This is a genomic window from Actinokineospora spheciospongiae, assembly GCF_003182415.1.
In the GTDB taxonomy this organism is placed as follows: domain Bacteria; phylum Actinomycetota; class Actinomycetes; order Mycobacteriales; family Pseudonocardiaceae; genus Actinokineospora; species Actinokineospora spheciospongiae.
On record NZ_QHCP01000002.1, the window covers coordinates 662,954 to 679,583 of the forward strand.

Below are 16,630 nucleotides of genomic sequence, written 5' to 3' on the forward strand. Positions count from 1 at the left end.
GCGAAAGGGGCAGAGGACACATGGTTTTCAAGGTCGGAGAGACCGTCGTCTACCCGCACCACGGTGCCGCACTCATCGAAGCGATCGAAACCCGGGTGATCAAGGGCGAGGAGAAGAAGTACCTCGTCCTCAAGGTCGCCCAGGGTGACCTCACGGTTCGCGTCCCCGCAGACAACGCCGAGATCGTGGGCGTGCGGGATGTCGTGGGTCAAGAGGGCCTCAACCGCGTCTTCGACGTCCTGCGCGCGCCGCACACCGAGGAGCCGACCAACTGGTCGCGTCGGTACAAGGCCAACCTGGAGAAGCTCGCCTCCGGCGATGTGAACAAGGTGGCCGAAGTGGTGCGAGACCTCTGGCGGCGGGAGAAGGACCGGGGCCTGTCCGCTGGTGAGAAGCGGATGCTGGCCAAGGCGCGCCAGATACTGGTCAGCGAGTTGGCGCTGGCCGAGGGGACCGACGAGGACAAGGCGGAAGTCCTGCTGGACGAGGTCCTGTCCACCGCGGCCGTCTGATCCTTGGCGAAAGACCTGGCAAGTCCCGATCGGGCCACCGTCGAATCCGGCCCGGTCGTGACGCTGCTGACACCCCGCGGGATGACGTCCCGGTGAGCACGGTCGTCCTGGTGCCCGCCGCGGGCCGAGGTGAACGCCTCGGCCACGGCATGCCGAAGGCGCTCGTTCCGGTGCGCGGTGTCGCACTGCTCGTCCATGCCGTGCGCGGCCTGCTCAACGCGGGCCGCGTGCGGCATGTCGTCGTCGCGGCCCCGCCCGCCGAGGTGGGCGCCACCGAGGCGCTGCTGCGCGAGCACGGCCTGCGCGCGGAGGTCGTGCCCGGTGGCGCCGACCGCACCGAGTCCGTCCGGCTGGCGCTGCGGCACGCGCTGGCCGTGCACCCGGACGTGCGGGTCGTGCTGGTGCACGACGCCGCCCGCGCGTTCACCCCGCCCGCCGTCGTCGACGCCGTCGTCGCGGCCGTGGAGGCGGGTGCCCCCGCGGTGATCCCGGTGCTGCCGATGGCCGATACGGTCAAGCGCGTGGACATCGACGAGGTCGTCCAGGACACCCCCGACCGGGCCGCGCTGCGGGTGGTGCAGACCCCGCAGGGCTTCGCCGTCGACACGCTGAGCAGGGCCTACGCCCTCGCGGGCGACTCGGCGACCGACGACGCGGGCCTGGTCGAGAAGCTCGGCGTGCCGGTGCTGGCGATTCCCGGCCACCCCTGTGCGATGAAGATCACCACCCCGTTCGACCTCGCCATCGCCGAGGCCGTCCTCGCCGGGGAGGGGTCGCGGTGAGGGTGGGCATCGGCACCGACGTTCACCCGATCGAGCCCGGCCGCGCGTGCTGGATCGCGGGGCTGCTCTGGGAGGGCGTCGACGGCTGCGCGGGCCACTCCGACGGCGACGTCGCCGCGCACGCCCTGTGCGACGCGCTGCTGTCGGCGGCGGGCCTGGGCGACCTTGGCGCCGTCTTCGGCACCGGTGACCCGCGCTGGGCGGGCGCGCACGGCGCGGTCCTGCTGGCCGAGGTGCGCAGGCTCGTCGAGGCCGAGGGGTACCGCGTGGGCAACGCCGCGGTGCAGGTCATCGGCAACGCGCCCAAGATCGGCAAGCGCCGCGCGGAGGCGCAGGGGGCGCTGTCCGCGGCGGTCGGCGGCCCCGTGTCGGTCTCCGGCACCACCACCGACGGCCTGGGCCTGACCGGCCGCGGCGAGGGCATCGCCGCGGTGGCGACCGCGCTGCTCGTCCCGGCGGGCTGAACACCGCGCGGACCGGCCCGCGCGGCCGTAGGTTCGAGCCCATGGCAGCGCTGAGCGAGACCGCACGCAAGATCTTCGACGACCACAACTACGTCGTCCTGGCCACGATCAACCCCGACGGCAGCCCGCAGACCTCGGTGCTGTGGGCCAAGCGCGACGGCGACGACATCCTGCTCTCGACGGTGCGCGGCAGGAAGAAGGCCCGCAACCTCGAACGCGACCCGAGGGTCAGCCTGACCGCCTACGACCGGGAGAACCCGTACAGCTACGTGGAGATCCGCGGGTCGGTGTCGCTCACCGACGAGGGCGGCCGGGAGCTGATCGAGGAGCTGTCGCAGGCCTACCGGGGCGAGTCCTACCCCGAGGAGCCGGAGGGCACCGTGCGCGTTGTGGTACGCCTCACACCGGACCGGATTACAGGCAACTCGGCCTGACCCTCTAGCGTGGGCGCCGTGGGCATCCGCGGCGTCCTGCTGGACTTCTCGGGCACCCTGTTCCGTCTGGAGCCGGGTGCCCGGCCCGACGACGACTTCTCCAGCCTCGACGGCAGCCCGCTGACCCCCGAACGGGTGGTCGAGCTGTTCGCGCTGATGACCATCCCGACCGGCGTGCCCGAGCACCTGCCCGCCGACCTGCACGACACCTGGCACCGCCGCGACCTCGACCCGCGGGCGCACCGCGCGGGCTACGAGGCCTCCCTGGGCGCCCCGGCGCTGGCCCTGGCCCCCGACGTGCCGAGCAGGCTCTACGACAGGATGCTCGACCCCGAGTCGTGGCGGCCCTACCCGGACACCGGCGCCGTGCTGCGGCTGCTGCGCGAGCGGGGCCTGCGGGTGGCCGTGCTGAGCAACATCGCCTGGGACCTGCGCCCGACCTTCGCCGCGCACGGCCTGCTCGACCTGGTCGACGAGTTCGTCCTCTCCTTCGCCGAGGGCGTGGTCAAGCCGGACCCGAAGATCTTCCGCCTGGCCTGCGAGCGCTTGGGGGTCGACCCGGCGGACGCGCTGATGGTCGGCGACAGCGCCGAGGCCGACGGCGCGGCCACCCGGATCGGCTGTCGATTCGAGCGGGTGGAGCCGCAGGCGACCGCGAACCGCCCCGACGCGCTGCTGCGCGCGGTGGGCACCCACGGCATCGCGGGGTAAGTCAAGCCAAACCGGGCACGACCGCGCGTGGCGTTGCCCGTACCATTCTTCCCAAGAAATTTCGTGCTCCCACCAGGAGATAACCGTGTCCCTGCACATCTTCGACAGCGCCAGCCGTTCGCTGCGCGAGTTCGCGCCGCGCGAGCACGGGATCGTCTCCATCTACGTCTGCGGCGCCACCGTGCAGGGCATCCCGCACATCGGGCACGTGCGCAGCAGCCTGAACTTCGACGTGCTGCGCCGCTGGCTGGCCCACCGGGGCAACGACGTGCGGCTGGTCCGCAACGTGACCGACATCGACGACAAGATCCTGACCAAGGCCGCCGAGGCGGGCAGGCCGTGGTGGGAGTGGGCGGCGACGCACGAGCGCGCCTTCGACGACGCCTACGACGTGCTGGGCTGCCTGCCCCCGTCGATCTCGCCGCGCGCCACCGGCCACATCACCCAGATGGTCGAGCTGATGGAGCGGTTGATCGCCGCGGGCCACGCGTACGCCGCCGACGGCGACGTGTACTTCTCGGTCGGCTCGTACCCGGCCTACGGCGAGCTGTCCCGGCAGAAGCCGGACGAGGTGCAGCAGGGCGAGGGCCCGGCCCTGGCGGGCAAGCGCGACCCGCGCGACTTCACCCTGTGGAAGTCCGCCAAGCCCGGTGAGCCGTCCTGGCCCACCCCGTGGGGCGCGGGCCGCCCCGGCTGGCACCTGGAGTGCTCGGCGATGGCGCGCACCTACCTCGGCGCCGAGTTCGACATCCACGGCGGCGGCCAGGACCTGGTGTTCCCGCACCACGAGAACGAGCAGGCTCAGTCGCGGGCGGCCGGTGACGGGTTCGCCCGGTATTGGATGCACAACGCCTGGGTGACCATCAGCGGCGAGAAGATGGCCAAGTCGCTGGGCAACACGGTGTCGATCCCGGAGATGCTCAAGCGGGTGCGGGCCCAGGAGCTGCGCTACTACCTGGTGGGCCCGCACTACCGCTCGAACATCGAGTACTCGGAGGCGGCGCTGGAGGAGTCGGTGCGCGCCTACCAGCGGGTGGAGTCGTTCCTGCGCAAGGTCGTGCAGCGCACCGGCGTGGTGCCCGAGGGCGACCCGGGTCCGGAGTTCGCCGCCGCCATGGACGACGACCTGGCCACCCCGGCCGCGCTGGCCGCGGTGCACAGCGCGGTCCGCACCGGAAACACCGCCCTCGACGGCGGTGACGACGCGGCGGCGCGGGCGGCGGCGGCGGCGGTGCGCGGGATGACCGGGGTGCTGGGCCTGGACCCGTTGTCGGCCAAGTGGTCCGATACCTCCACAGTGGACAACGGGCTGCGCGAGGCGGTCGGCGCCCTGGCCGACGGTCTCCTCGCCGAGCGGCAGCAGGCCAGGGCGGACCGCGACTTCGCGGCCGCCGACGCGATCAGGGACCGCCTGCAGTGCGCGGGCATCACCGTCGAGGACACCCCCGACGGTCCATTGTGGACATTGAAGGACAGCTGACGTGGCAGGGAACTCCAGGCGCCAGGGCGCGATGCGCAATCCGGGCACCAAGAAGGGCGCGGTCGTCGGCTCCGGCGGGCAGCGGCGCAAGGGGCTGGAGGGCAAGGGCCCGACGCCGAAGGCCGAGGAGCGCCCCGGCCACAAGAACTACCGCAAGCCCACCACCAAGCGCGTCGCGGGCACCAAGGAGAAGCCGACCAGCGAGCTGATCGCGGGCCGCAACCCCGTGGTGGAGTGCCTGCGCGCCCAGATCCCGGCCACCGCCCTCTACGTCGCCATCGGCGTCGAAGCGGACGACCGGGTGGCCGAGTCCATCCGGCTGGCGGCCGACCGGGGCATCTCGGTCCTGGAGGTCTCCCGCCCGGAGCTGGACCGGCTGACCGCGGGCGCCATGCACCAGGGCCTGAGCCTGCAGGTGCCGCCGTTCGAGTACGCCCACCCCGACGACCTGCTGGAAGCCGCCGCGGCCACCGCGGAGCCGCCGCTGCTGGTCGCCCTGGACGGCGTCACCGATCCCCGCAACCTGGGCGCGGTCATCCGCTCGGCGGCGGCGTTCGGCGCCAACGGCGTGCTGCTGCCGCAGCGCCGCAGCGCGGGCATCACCGCCGTCGCCTGGCGCACCAGCGCGGGCACGGCCGCGAAGATCCCGGTCGCGGTGGCGACCAACCTGACCAGGGAACTGCGGGCCCTGGCCGCCAAGGGCCTGATGATCGTCGGCCTCGACGCCGACGGGACGATGGAACTGGACGACCTGCACCTGGCCACCGGCCCCCTGGTGGTCGTGGTCGGCTCCGAGGGCCGGGGCCTGTCGCGGCTGGTCCGCGAGGCCTGCGACGCCACCATCAGCATCCCCATGTCGGCCGGGGTGGAGTCGCTCAACGCCTCGGTCGCCGCGGGCGTCGTGCTGGCGGAGGTGGCCCGGCGCCGGCGGGTGGCGGGCCGCACCTGACCGCGCCCCGGTGACCGCGGGTGAGCGGCCCCCCACGGGCCGCTCCCGCGGCGGAGCGAGCGGGGTGACCAGGCGGCGGACCCGTTAGGGTCTGGGAGCCGTTGGCGCGCCGAGGGGGCAGAGGATGTCGTTCGCCAGTCCGTTGTTCCTCTGGTACTTCACCCCGGTCGTCCTCCTGGCGGTCCTGCTCTGCCCCCGCTCCTGGCGCAATGCGATCATCGCCGTCGCCAGCCTGCTGTTCTACTCGGCGGGGGCGGGGTCCACCACGCTCCTGCTGCTCACCTGCATGGTGGTCAACTACCTGGTGGGCCCCTGGCTGGAGCCCGACGAGTGGGACACCGACCGGGCGCGCAGGCGCAACGTCCTCGTCGGCGTCATCGCCTTCGACGTGCTGGTGCTCGTGGTCTGGAAGTACGCGGGCTTCGCCACCGAGCAGCTCGCGGGCTTCGCGGAGATCTTCGGCGGCGACTTCCCCGTGGTCCACCTGGCACTGCCGATCGGCATCTCCTTCTACACGTTCCACCACATCTCCTACGTGGTCGACGTGTACCGCGGCGAGCGCCCGGCCAGCCGCGACCCGGTGTCGTTCATCGCCTACATCGCCATGTTCCCGCAGCTCGTGGCGGGACCGATCGTGCGCTACCGGGAGATCGCCGACCAGCTCCCGCAGCAGCGCACGCACCGCCTCGACGACATCTCCTCCGGCTTCCCGCGCTTCGCCCTCGGCCTGTGCAAGAAAGTGATCATCGCCGACTCGCTGAGCCCGCTGGTCGAGCAGTGCTTCGCCACCCCACCGGACCGGATGACCTTCGCCGTGGCCTGGCTGGGGGCCATCGCGTACACGCTGCAGCTCTACTTCGACTTCTCCGGCTACTCGGACATGGCGATCGGGCTGGGCCGGATGCTGGGCTTCCGGCTGCCGGAGAACTTCGCCCGACCGTACTCGTCGGTCACCATCACCGAGTTCTGGCGCCGCTGGCACATGTCGCTGTCGCGCTGGTTCCGCGACTACGTCTACATCCCGCTCGGCGGCAACCGCGGCGGCGCCGCCCGCACCTACCGCAACCTGGGCATCGTGTTCGTGCTGACCGGCTTCTGGCACGGCGCGAACTGGACGTTCCTGGTCTGGGGCGTCTTCCACGGCGCGCTGCTGGTGGTCGAGCGCGGGTTCGGGCTGGAGCGGGCGCCGGCCGGGCGGTGGCCGAGGCTGGGCAGGCGGGTGCTGACGATGCTGCTGGTCGTCGTCGGCTGGGTGTTCTTCCGGGCCGCCGACCTGGGGCAGGCGCTGGTGGTGGTCGGGCACATGCTGCTGCCGGACTTCACCGGCCTGACCGACCAGGTGGACGTGGCGCTGGGCAACCAGGTGCTGGTGACGCTGCTGCTGGCGCTGGTGATCTTCGCGCTGCCCGCGGGGCCGGTCACCGGGCCGCTGCTGGAGTCCTCGCGCGGCCGGGTGGCGCAGGTGCTGCGGGTGGCGGTGATGGTGCCGGGGTTGCTGTGGGCGGCGGTTCTTGTCGCATCCGGCACGTTCAGCCCGTTCTTGTACTACCAGTTCTGATGGCGGTCTGGCCCCCACCAGTCGCGATTACCCTGAGGGCCTGGCTGGGGCCCGGTGCGGGCCGCTGCTCGTCCGCCTCGGCCTCCGTCCCCGTGGTGCGATCCACACCGACGGAACCGGCACCGTTCCCCCGGGTAGGGCGTGGATCGTGCCGTGGGCTTCCGGGGTCCAGGGGCGGGGCGCCCCTGGTACCAACCCAGGTCGGCTACGCATGCCCGCGAAAGCTGCCCTCGTCGTCGCCTAAGCCGTGTTCCAGATGTGGCGTAGTCAGATGTTGATGGTGGCGATCGTGATGGTGGCCTGGTAGCGCAGGGCGAGTTTGTCGTGGCGGGTGGCGACCGCCCGGTGTTGTTTGAGCAGGTTGATGCCGCATTCCACCGCGTGGCGTTGCTTGTATGTCTCGGTGTCGAACGCGGGCGGTCGCCCACCGGAAGATCCTTTGTTCTTGCGATGGGCGGCTTGGTCGCGGGGTTGGGCGATGGTGGCTTTGATCCGACGTCGGCGCAGGTAGGCCCGGTTCGCACGGGAGGAATAGGCCTTGTCCGCCAGCACCCGGTCAGGTCGGGTCCGGAGGCGGCCGCTGTCGAGGCGGGACCCCCGGATGCCCTCGATCACCGCGGTGAACTGCGGGCTCTCACCGCGGTGTCCGGCGGTGAGCAGCAGCGACAACGGCTTGCGCCCCGGCGGCGTGTTGGTGGGCGCGGGTGATCGTGGAATCCACGCTGATGTCCCACACGATCAGCCCGTCGGCATCGGCGCGGGCCTGCAACGCGGTCAGGACCCTCTGCCACACCCCGGCCCGCTGCCAGCGGCGGAACAACCCATACACAGGCGGGACGTCCCGCCACGGGGCACCGACCCCCAGCCCTCCGTGCCGCCTGCGCGGCGCGGTCCTGACCCGCAGCGAGGGCAGCGCCGCGCAGGCGGCGCGGCCTTGATCCACAGAGCCCGGTTCAGCAGCATCGTCCCAGCTACAGGCGGGTTGTACCTGGCTTTTTCATCGAGTCCCGTACGGTGTGGCCCGTGGTACCACCAGAGACTGAGAACACGATCATCGATGCCGCAAGTTTCGTCCCAAGTCGCATACCTTCCAAAGCGGCCTTGCATGAGCCATGGAAGCTGACTGAAGAGCAACGTCAGCGGTATCGCCAACTCGCTATTCAAGCCCGCGCAGCCAAAGCCGCCGGCCTTGATATCACAAGCGATGAAAATCTTCACCCGATTAATATTCCTAAGCTGAGCACTAAACTCTTGATGCCACAACGAGAAGACACAGGAATTTCCGCCCTGTCACTTTTCAGCGGTGGCGGCGGCCTCGATCTGGGATTTTCGAGGATAGGAATCAATAACGTCGCCGCATTTGAAATCATGGATGACGCTGCCGACACGATTCGTGTCGCCTGTCCCGAGATGAAGGTATACGGAGGGGAGGCCGGGGACGTCCGAGAAGTGGATTGGTCGCCGTGGCGTGGTTCTGTCGACATCCTCCACGGGGGACCTCCTTGCCAGCCGTTCTCGCACGCAGGAAGGCAGCGGGGAAGCCTGGATCCACGGGATATGTGGCCAGAATTTGTCCGAGCCGTGCTCAAGATCAGGCCTGCCGTATTCGTTGGGGAAAATGTCCCAGCACTCGGGGAGGCAAAATTTGCCGAATATGTCAATCAGACAATTCTGGCACCCCTGAGCAAGGGGTATCATATTCATGTCGTACAACTTCGCGCGCAGGATTTCGGAGTTCCCCAAATTCGACGTCGTATATTCTTTATCGGATTTCGCAACAAGAGGATTCACGGCAAATATCGACCTCCAACACCCACCCACGCCTGGAATGACAATGAAGCGTTGGAATCCGGCATTGTGAAGTGCATGGGGGTCCGGGAAGCACTCGGGTTGCGCGAAAGTGGATTTGATGACCTTTCCCCGACTATCCGCAGCACCCTGAACGGCCCCCGGAACACCACTTCGATCCTGAACAGCGTGTCCGCGAGAAATCGATTCGAAAAACTTCAAATTTGGCCAAACGGGGTTGCGGCCAGCCGGGAAAAGGCTCAAAAATTCCCTAGTCCCAATGGCCACTTCCGGCTTTCGGTCCCCGACGTCGCTCTCATACAAGGATTTCCAGATGACTGGCCTTTTTCGGGTGCCACGTACAAAGTATTGGGGCAGATTGGCAATGCCGTCCCCCCTCCCCTTGCTTACAACGTAGCAGCATCAATCGTAGCCGCATTGGGGCGCATCAAGTAGGATCGAACTTTCTCTCGCAGCGTGGCCGCATGGTTCTCTGTAATCTTTTCCCAGTCCCTAAAGTAGCTACTGGGAATGTGGGGATTGTTCAGCGTCGCCCCCCGATCTATTACATATTCGCACCGAAGTCGGAGGATTTCCACCATGCGGGCTGCGGAATATCCAGACGGCGAGTCCTGCGCCTCAAGATACCGATCCCGTTTCCATTGGTTCTTCATTATCCACTTGGCGTCGTCTTCACTGTACTTCTCCTTCTCCCCGAGAAGGCCGAACAGAGTCTCATATCCTATGTTCTGCGCTGCTTCCCGCTTGAGGAACAGATCAGGATGGACGTACCTCTGCTTCTCTTCGATCCAAGCCTTCATGTCGGCCGGTGAAGCGTAGTGACAGTAGAGAATCTTGGACCCCGCCTTATTGTAGAAGCCGAAGATCCAGTGAAGGTTGGCCCACTTCCTAATGTGTTCCGCACCAAAATCCCGCACCGTTGAAACAGATTTCCCGGTGGTCGACTTAAGTTCGAAAGGGATCTCCTCGTTGTTGATTTTCAAGTATGCGTCTGTCCCCGACCGCGTCCGATCATCGGGTGTGAACAGGTTGAACAGTTGGACCAACTGCTGCTCGCGTACGTCGTCCTGCACCGGCATGCCGGGCATTCTGCACTACTCAGACTGGCGTGCCAACACGCCCCACGGCCTGCGCCCTGTAGCTGCAGACGAGAAGGTACGGCAGCGCATGCAGCGCCAAGCACCACGCGACACAGCCCCCGAGCTGAGTGTGCGGAGACTGCTACACCGGGCCGGACACAGATACCGTATCCATTTTTCCCCAGAGAGGCGCCTCGGAGTAAGATCGACATCGTATTCGCGCGCTGGAAGATCTCCATTTTCATTGAAGTACGCTTCTGACACTCCTGTCCCGCGCACGGCAGGCGGCCCAAAATTAGTTCCGATTGGCGGAAAATAAACTACTCAAGAACATGGGGCAAGCACATGGATCGAGATGACCGAGTGCCTGAAGTCTTGGTTTCCGCCGAATGGGCCGTCCTTCGTTGCCGAGAAGACGAGGACCCAGTCGAAGTTTTCGAATCCACATCCAAAGTGGTTCAATCCGAAAAAAGTACCGGTGGCAATTGACATCGATTGGTATGGCACTGACTTCGACACGCCATCGCCTGCGCCGATCCGACAGCACCAGCAATACTGGTTGAATTATTCAGAAGTTATAAATGCAGCCAAGACGCAAGGCTCCCCACCGGTGTAGATGCTGGGTCGCGGTCGAGCTTGATGAGAGCAACCTGCCCGATTTCGTCCGGGACAGTTTGAGGTGTGAGCAGTTCCAATACAGCAATGATGTCCGTCGGGTCCTGGTTGATGTCGGGGTAGGCAATACTCACATGCGGGCGAAAGGTGCGGTCGCGTTCAGGGGTGGTGGGTAATCACGGCGGCGAGCACGGCAGCGGAGGCGTTCGAGGGTCAGGTCCCGGTACTGGGCCGCCCGTGGTGACGCGGTTACGCACAGGCGGCGTGAGCGGACGAGGAGAAAGCCGTGAGCTACGCTCCCTGGAGCTGCCGACTGCTGCGGGCATGGGTGCTCGGCCGCGGGCTGCGTGAGCTGATCCGTGCCGCCGGGCTCAAGGCAGCGCGCTGGCCGCGCAAGCGGGGTGGAGCACCACCATGCTGTCGCGGATCTTGACCGGTCGCAGGCCGCCCACCCTTGTCATGGTGGCGTCGATGGTCGGTTGGTGCTGGACGGAACCCGGGTCCCGACGTGACGCCCTGCTCAATCTGGCCAGCCGCGACCGTACGGTGGCGTGGCGACCGGTCTGCAACCAGTGGACGTGGGCGCCCGCGCTCAAGAAGGCAGGCATCACGCCTGCGTCCCGGGTCAATGGCTTCCACGCCCTGCTGCACTTCTACGTGTCCACGCTCCTGGACGCCGGGGAGACCACCGCGGCGCTGTCGGCCTACCTCGGCCATACCGACCCGGGGTTCACGCTGAAGGATCTACACGCACCTGATGCGGTCGAGTAGGCAGCGAACCCGGCGGGCTGCCGAAGCAGTGTTCGGGGGTGGTGGCGACCCAGGCGGCCCGGAACTGCCGGTGGTGGTCTGACGACGGCCCGAGGACTCAGGACAACTGCACAGCGCCTGGTCAGGGCAGCACCCATGCCTCGACTACCGGTTCCAGTACATCTGTTGTGATCTGGATCACTATTCATAAACTGCCCGGTACCGGTGGTTATGTTCCTTTGAGCAGTCAATTCCGGTGAATCGGCACCCTGACCAGGGGGTCGGTGACGGCGCGGACAGAGGCGTCCGCGCGAAGGGAGAGATCCACCGTGCGCATGCTTCCCACCTCGCGCGCCACCGCTGGGCTGATCGCCGCCGGGCTGATCAGCCTGGTCGGCGCGGTACCCGCCCTCGCCGCCCCGTCGGTCACCGCCCGGGCCGACCTCAACGGCGACGGCACCGCCGAGACCATCACCCTCACCACCCAGACCGACGGCACCGAGCAGTTGCTCAGCGCCACCGTCGGCGGCCAGACCCGCACGCTGGTCCTGCCGCTGTCCTCGGCCGACGGCGCCCAGCCGATCCGCGTCGTCGACATCAACAAGGACCGCAAGGCCGAGCTCCTGGTCACCGAGAGCACCGGCGACGGCACCACGACCTTCAACATCGTCGACCTCGGCACCGGCGGCTTCCGCGTTGCCACCACCCCGGACGGGCAGGCCCTGCGCTTCTTCGAGGGCGGCGGCCCGGGCGCCCGCTCCGGCTACACCTGCAAGGAGTTCTTCGGCACCCGCGAGTTCACCATCCTGTTCGCGGTGGCGAGCAGCTCGGCCCCGAACCCGGACTTCATCGGCACCCTCGCCTCCTACCGGTTCGCCAACGGCGTGGCCACCCCCAGCTCGCAGATCCCGATCTTCGGCGTCAAGGGCGACAACCCGCAGCTCGTGGTGAACCCGAGCGCCTGCAACGCCTGACCCCCGACACCCCCGACCGGCCCGCCCCCGACCGGGGCGGGCCGGTCCTCTGTGTCCGCTCCCCCTGTGTCCACTTCCACCGCGCCGGTGCCGCGGCGTGCGAAACTGACCCGGCGGCGAGGGGGTGATCGGGTGGACTGGCGGGCCGTCGCCGACGACATCGGCGAGCACTGGCACGTGTACCTGACGATGCCGCTCATCGCGGCGGTCATCGGGTACGTCACCAAGCGCGCGGCGATCGAGATGATGTACAAGCCGCTGGAGTTCGTCGGGATCGGCAGGCTGGGGTGGCAGGGGGTGATCCCGGCCAACGCCGAGCGGATGGCCACGGTCGCCATGGACCTGATGACGACGAACCTGATCGACCCGAAGGAGGTCTTCTCCCGGCTCGACCCCAAGGCCGTGGTGGCCGAGCTGCGGGAACCCATCGAACGGGTGGTCGAGGAGATCACCACCGAGCTGGTGGGCGAGTACCAGCCGAACCTGTGGGAGCGGCTGCCGAACCGGGCCAGGGCGCTGCTGCTGGCCAGGGTCCGCGCCGAGGCGCCGCGGATGGTCGAGCGGGTGATGCGCGAGCTGGCGGCCGACATCGACCAAGTGCTCGACGTCAAGGACATGGCGGTGCGCAACCTGGTCCGCGACAAGGCCGTGCTGAACCGGCTGATCCGCGACACCGCCACCCCGGAGATGCGCTTCATCGCCCGGTCCGGCGTCTGGTTCGGCCTGGTGATCGGGCTGGTGCAGGTCGTGGTGTGGGCGCTGACCAAGAGCGCCTGGGTGATGCCGGTCTTCGGCGGCCTCACCGGCTGGCTGACCGACTGGCTCGCCCTGAAAATGATCTTCTTCCCCCGGCAGCCCAAGCGCTTCCTGGGCCTGGTCACCTGGCAGGGCATGTTCCAGCGGCGCAAGTCCGAGGTGGCCGAGGACTACGGCGACCTCATCGCCAAGGAGGTCCTGACCGTCCACAACGTGCTGGAGGCCGTGCTGACCGGCCCGAAGTCCGACCGGCTGTTCGAGCTGATCCACCGCGAGGTCCGCCGCTCCGTCGACGCCCAGGCGGGCACGGTCAAACCCCTGGTCGTCGCCGCCGTCGGCTCCCGCCGCTACCAGGAGATGAAGCGCGCCGCGGCGCACAAGGCGGTGGCCCGCATCCCCGACACCGTCCGCCACGTCGAGGACTACGCCACCGGTGCCCTGAACATCCGCGACACCATCGTCGCCCAGATCCGGGCGCTGACGCCGATCCAGTACGAGGGCCTGCTGCGGCCGGCGTTCCGCCAGGACGAGTGGAAGCTCATCGCGGTCGGCGCGGTCATCGGGTTCCTGGTGGGTGAACTGCAAGTGCTGCTGGTGCTGCACTGACCTGGGAGCCACTGACAAAGGTCGGCAGCTATTTGTAAATGTGTAATAAAACGCCATTCTGTGTAATAATGGATGGGTGAAGCTGAGTGCCTGGGCCAAGGAGCAGGGCGTTTCGTACCGAACCGCCTTGAACTGGTTCCACGCCGGGACGCTGCCGGCGCCTGCCCGGCAGCTCCCGACCGGCACCATCCTGGTCGACCCACCGGCCAAGACCGTCGGCGCGGTGGTGGCATACTGCCGGGTCAGCTCGCAGGAGCAGGAATCGGACCTGGAACGCCAGGCCGGACGAGTGCTCACGATGTGTTCACAGCGCGGGCTTCGCATCGACCGCACTGTCACCGAGATAGGCTCGGGCCTGAACGGGCAGCGGACAAAGCTGCGCAAGCTGCTTGGCGACCCGAAGGTGTCCACGATCGTCGTCGAGCACCGCGACCGGCTGGCCCACTTCGGGGTCGAGTACCTGGAAGCAGCCTTGGCCGCCCACGGTCGAACCGTGATCGTCCTCGACGAGACGGAACCTGCTGACGACCTTGCCCGCGACCTCACCGAGGTCGAGCCCGACGAAGCACCGGGTGATCCATCATGATCCGCGCCTACCTGTTCGCCTTGGACCCGACCGATCAGCAGGCCGACGCGATGCGTTCGCACTGCGGTGCGCAGCGGGTCGCCTACAACTGGTGCCTGGCCCGGGTACTCGCGAACTGGGCGCAGCGCTCGGCTGAGCAGACCTACGGCCTGACCGGCGAGCAGCTCACCCCATGGATCGACACCTCCGCCTACAGCCTGCGCAAGGCGTGGAACGCCGCCAAGGAGCAGGTGGCGCCTTGGTGGGCGGAGAACAGCAAGGAGGCATACGCCTCGGGGTGTGCGAACCTGTCGACTGCGCTGGGCAACCGCAAGGCCGGTCGGGCGAGGATGCCCCGTTTCAAGTCCAAGCGCCGGGCGCGGCTGACCTGCCGGTTCACCACCGGCGCGTTCGGCCTCGGCCCCGACTGTCGCCACATCCGGCTCCCGGTGATCGGCTTGGTCCGCACCCACGAGTCGACCCGCGAACTCACCCGCCACGTGGAGGCCGGAACCGCTCGAATCCGCTCGGTGACGTTGAGCTTCCAGCGTGGACGGTGGCATGGCAGCTTCTCCGTCGAATTGCCCGATCCCGTGCCCACTGAGCGGACCCGAGGCCGGGTTGTCGGTGTCGACCTGGGCATCAAGTCCCTCGCGGTGCTGTCCACCGGTGAGACGGTGCCGAACCCGCGACACCTTGACCTGGCACAGAAGGCGCTGCGCCGAACCCAACGGGCGTGCGCCCGCCGCCGCGGACCGGACCGCCGCACCCGCGTCGAGCCGTCCAACCGGTGGCGCAAGTCCCGCGCCCGCGCCGACCGTATCCACACACGCGTCGCCAACCTGCGCCGCGACACCATCCACCAACTCACGACCCGCTTGGTCCGCGAATTCGACGTGATCGCAATCGAGGACCTGGCCGTGGCGAACATGATCCGGAACCGGCGCCTGGCCCGGCGGATCGCCGACGCGAGCTGGGCGGAGATCCGCCGCCAGCTCACCTACAAGACCCAACGCACCGGCGCGGAGCTGATCGTCGCCGACCGCTGGTTTGCCTCCTCCAAGACGTGCTCCGGATGCGGCGCGGCGAAAGCCAAGCTGGCCCTGTCCGAGCGCACCCACGCCTGCGTGGAGTGCGGCATCGTCCTGGACCGGGACGTCAACGCCGCGATCAACCTGGCTGCTCTGGCAGCCGACCGCGCACAGTTGGTGCGTGAGCAGCCCGAAGGAACCGGTGTCAGACGTCCGCTCGCGGACGCAGTCGGACCGCCTCGGGAAGAGCCTCCGGCTCAACCTCACCGTCGCGAGATGGTGAGTCGATGATCGGGACAGAACGTCGCATTTCATCGAACGGGTCCGCTTGAACATCGACGCGTTCCTCGGCGGCTTCGCGGCCAACTGGCCGGTCTACGCGTCGATGCCGTTCATCGCGGCGGTCATCGGGTACGTGACCAAGCGGGTGGCCATCGAGATGATGTTCCGGCCGCTGCGCTTCATCGGCGTCGCCGAGCCCTACCTGGGCTGGCAGGGCGTGGTCCCGCGCAACTCGGCCAGGATGATCCGGGTCTCCGCCGACCTCATCACCGGCAAGCTGGTCGACCCCGCCGAGATCGTCGCCCGCCTCGACTCCGACGCCATCGCCCGCCAGATCCAGACCCCCCTGCTGCTCACGGTCGACCGGATCGCCCGCGAGGTGCTGGAGGAGCACCACCCCCAGCTCTGGGAGATGCTGCCGGTCCTCGCCCAGGACCTGGTGGTCAAGCAGGTCCAGGCGGGCACCCCCGACCTGGTCCGCCGGGTCATGGACGAGGTCCGCCGCAACATCGGCGAGGTCCTCGACGTCCAGCAGGTCGCCGTCACCGCCCTGGAGCGCGACAAGGCACTCCTGGTCCGCCTGGTCCGCGACATCTCGCGCCCGGAGATGGCGTTCATCGCCCGCTGCGGCATCTGGTTCGGCTTCGCCCTGGGCGTCGTCCAGACCGTCGTCTGGGCCCTGACCCAACAGCCCTGGGTCCTCCCCGTCTTCGGCGCCGCCATCGGCTGGTTCACCGACTGGCTGGCCATCAAGCTGGTCTTCTTCCCCCGCTCCCCCGTCCTCGGCTTCCAGGGCGTCTTCCAGCGCAGGCGGGTGGAGGTCGCCCGCCAGTACGGCGACCTGATCGCCCGCGAGGTGATGACGGTCCCGAACCTGGTCGAGGGCGTGCTCAGCGGCCCCCGGTCGGAGAAGCTGCTGACCTCGATCCAGAAGCTGGTGGCCGACTCCGTCGAAGCGCAGGCGCGCCTGGCCCGGCCGTTCGTGTCGGTGGCGGTCGGCTCGCACCGGTTCGAGGAGATCAAGGTCGCCGCCGCCCAGAAGGCCATGACCCACCTGAGCGCCACCGCCCTCGCCGCCGAGCCCTACGCCCGCGAGGTCCTGGACATCGGCAACACCATCGCGGCCAAGATGAACCAGCTCAGCCGCGTGGAGTACGAGGGCCTGCTGCGCCCGGCGTTCCGCCAGGACGAGTGGAAGCTCATCGCCGTGGGCGCCGTCATCGGCGCCCTGGTCGGCGAACTCCAGGTCCTGCTGCTCCTGGGCTGAGCTGGT

At 68.2% G+C, this 16,630-nt stretch carries 17 protein-coding genes; 15 read left to right on the forward strand and 2 right to left on the reverse strand.

The genetic code is table 11. The annotated features are described in order from the left end of the window. The first annotated feature begins 20 nt into the window (after nucleotides 1–20). From DFQ13_RS06620 to DFQ13_RS06655, 8 genes are all read left to right on the forward strand, one after another. Nucleotides 21–512: a CarD family transcriptional regulator gene (locus DFQ13_RS06620; protein WP_035281903.1), complete on the forward strand. Its 492-nt coding sequence runs from the start codon at nucleotides 21–23 to the stop codon at nucleotides 510–512. Nucleotides 513–604: 92 nt separating this feature from the next. After that, complete coding sequence (gene ispD / locus DFQ13_RS06625) at nucleotides 605–1,294, forward strand: 2-C-methyl-D-erythritol 4-phosphate cytidylyltransferase (RefSeq protein ID WP_110079173.1); 690 nt, start codon at nucleotides 605–607, stop codon at nucleotides 1,292–1,294. Continuing rightward, nucleotides 1,291–1,758, forward strand: a complete 468-nt coding sequence (ispF, locus tag DFQ13_RS06630; protein ID WP_110079174.1) for a 2-C-methyl-D-erythritol 2,4-cyclodiphosphate synthase — start codon at nucleotides 1,291–1,293, stop codon at nucleotides 1,756–1,758. Before ispD ends, ispF begins: the two co-directional genes overlap by 4 nt. A 41-nt stretch (nucleotides 1,759–1,799) precedes the next feature. Then, nucleotides 1,800–2,192, forward strand: coding sequence for a PPOX class F420-dependent oxidoreductase (locus DFQ13_RS06635; protein WP_110079175.1), 393 nt, complete (start codon nucleotides 1,800–1,802; stop codon nucleotides 2,190–2,192). 18 nt (nucleotides 2,193–2,210) lie between these two features. Further along, nucleotides 2,211–2,903 carry an HAD family hydrolase gene (locus DFQ13_RS06640; protein ID WP_110079328.1) on the forward strand — a complete coding sequence of 231 codons (693 nt, stop codon included), beginning with the start codon at nucleotides 2,211–2,213 and terminating at the stop codon, nucleotides 2,901–2,903. Between the two features lie 85 nt (nucleotides 2,904–2,988). Beyond that, the gene (gene cysS / locus DFQ13_RS06645) at nucleotides 2,989–4,383 is read left to right on the forward strand and encodes a cysteine--tRNA ligase (protein ID WP_110079176.1); all 1,395 of its coding nucleotides are present in this window, start codon (nucleotides 2,989–2,991) and stop codon (nucleotides 4,381–4,383) included. A gap of 1 nt (nucleotide 4,384) precedes the next feature. After that, entirely contained in the window at nucleotides 4,385–5,332 is a 948-nt protein-coding gene (rlmB, locus tag DFQ13_RS06650) for a 23S rRNA (guanosine(2251)-2'-O)-methyltransferase RlmB (RefSeq protein WP_110079177.1), read from the forward strand. Nucleotides 5,333–5,456: 124 nt separating this feature from the next. Next, the gene (locus DFQ13_RS06655) at nucleotides 5,457–6,890 is read left to right on the forward strand and encodes an MBOAT family O-acyltransferase (protein ID WP_110079178.1); all 1,434 of its coding nucleotides are present in this window, start codon (nucleotides 5,457–5,459) and stop codon (nucleotides 6,888–6,890) included. A 267-nt stretch (nucleotides 6,891–7,157) separates the two neighbouring features. Here the strand turns inward: DFQ13_RS06655 and DFQ13_RS06660 are convergent, their stop codons facing one another. After that, nucleotides 7,158–7,559: a transposase gene (locus DFQ13_RS06660; protein WP_233438283.1), complete on the reverse strand. Its 402-nt coding sequence runs from the start codon at nucleotides 7,557–7,559 to the stop codon at nucleotides 7,158–7,160. Nucleotides 7,560–7,913: 354 nt separating this feature from the next. Between DFQ13_RS06660 and DFQ13_RS06665 the strand changes: the two genes are divergently transcribed. Continuing rightward, on the forward strand, nucleotides 7,914–9,134 hold the full coding sequence (locus tag DFQ13_RS06665) for a DNA cytosine methyltransferase (RefSeq protein WP_219994309.1): 1,221 nt from the start codon (nucleotides 7,914–7,916) through the stop codon (nucleotides 9,132–9,134). On the opposite strand, the gene DFQ13_RS33620 is transcribed toward DFQ13_RS06665, so the two are convergent. Next, nucleotides 9,086–9,778 (reverse strand): hypothetical protein, encoded by a 693-nt coding sequence (locus DFQ13_RS33620; RefSeq protein ID WP_181399863.1) that lies wholly within the window; start codon nucleotides 9,776–9,778, stop codon nucleotides 9,086–9,088. The genes DFQ13_RS06665 and DFQ13_RS33620 overlap by 49 nt on opposite strands. Nucleotides 9,779–10,807: 1,029 nt before the next feature. Between DFQ13_RS33620 and DFQ13_RS34815 the strand changes: the two genes are divergently transcribed. The 6 genes from DFQ13_RS34815 (at nucleotide 10,808) to DFQ13_RS06700 (ending at nucleotide 16,624) form a co-directional block, all read left to right on the forward strand. Further along, nucleotides 10,808–11,164, forward strand: coding sequence for a site-specific integrase (locus DFQ13_RS34815; RefSeq protein ID WP_110079180.1), 357 nt, complete (start codon nucleotides 10,808–10,810; stop codon nucleotides 11,162–11,164). 308 nt (nucleotides 11,165–11,472) lie between these two features. After that, nucleotides 11,473–12,117 (forward strand): hypothetical protein, encoded by a 645-nt coding sequence (locus tag DFQ13_RS06680; RefSeq protein ID WP_052021086.1) that lies wholly within the window; start codon nucleotides 11,473–11,475, stop codon nucleotides 12,115–12,117. A gap of 132 nt (nucleotides 12,118–12,249) precedes the next feature. Next, nucleotides 12,250–13,479, forward strand: a complete 1,230-nt coding sequence (locus tag DFQ13_RS06685) for a DUF445 domain-containing protein (RefSeq protein ID WP_110079182.1) — start codon at nucleotides 12,250–12,252, stop codon at nucleotides 13,477–13,479. A gap of 76 nt (nucleotides 13,480–13,555) precedes the next feature. Further along, nucleotides 13,556–14,065, forward strand: a complete 510-nt coding sequence (locus tag DFQ13_RS06690; RefSeq protein WP_181399865.1) for an IS607 family transposase — start codon at nucleotides 13,556–13,558, stop codon at nucleotides 14,063–14,065. Next, nucleotides 14,062–15,366 (forward strand): IS607 family element RNA-guided endonuclease TnpB, encoded by a 1,305-nt coding sequence (gene tnpB, locus DFQ13_RS06695; protein ID WP_110079184.1) that lies wholly within the window; start codon nucleotides 14,062–14,064, stop codon nucleotides 15,364–15,366. Before DFQ13_RS06690 ends, tnpB begins: the two co-directional genes overlap by 4 nt. Nucleotides 15,367–15,409: 43 nt before the next feature. Then, nucleotides 15,410–16,624, forward strand: a complete 1,215-nt coding sequence (locus DFQ13_RS06700; RefSeq protein ID WP_181399881.1) for a DUF445 domain-containing protein — start codon at nucleotides 15,410–15,412, stop codon at nucleotides 16,622–16,624. Nucleotides 16,625–16,630 lie beyond the last annotated feature (6 nt).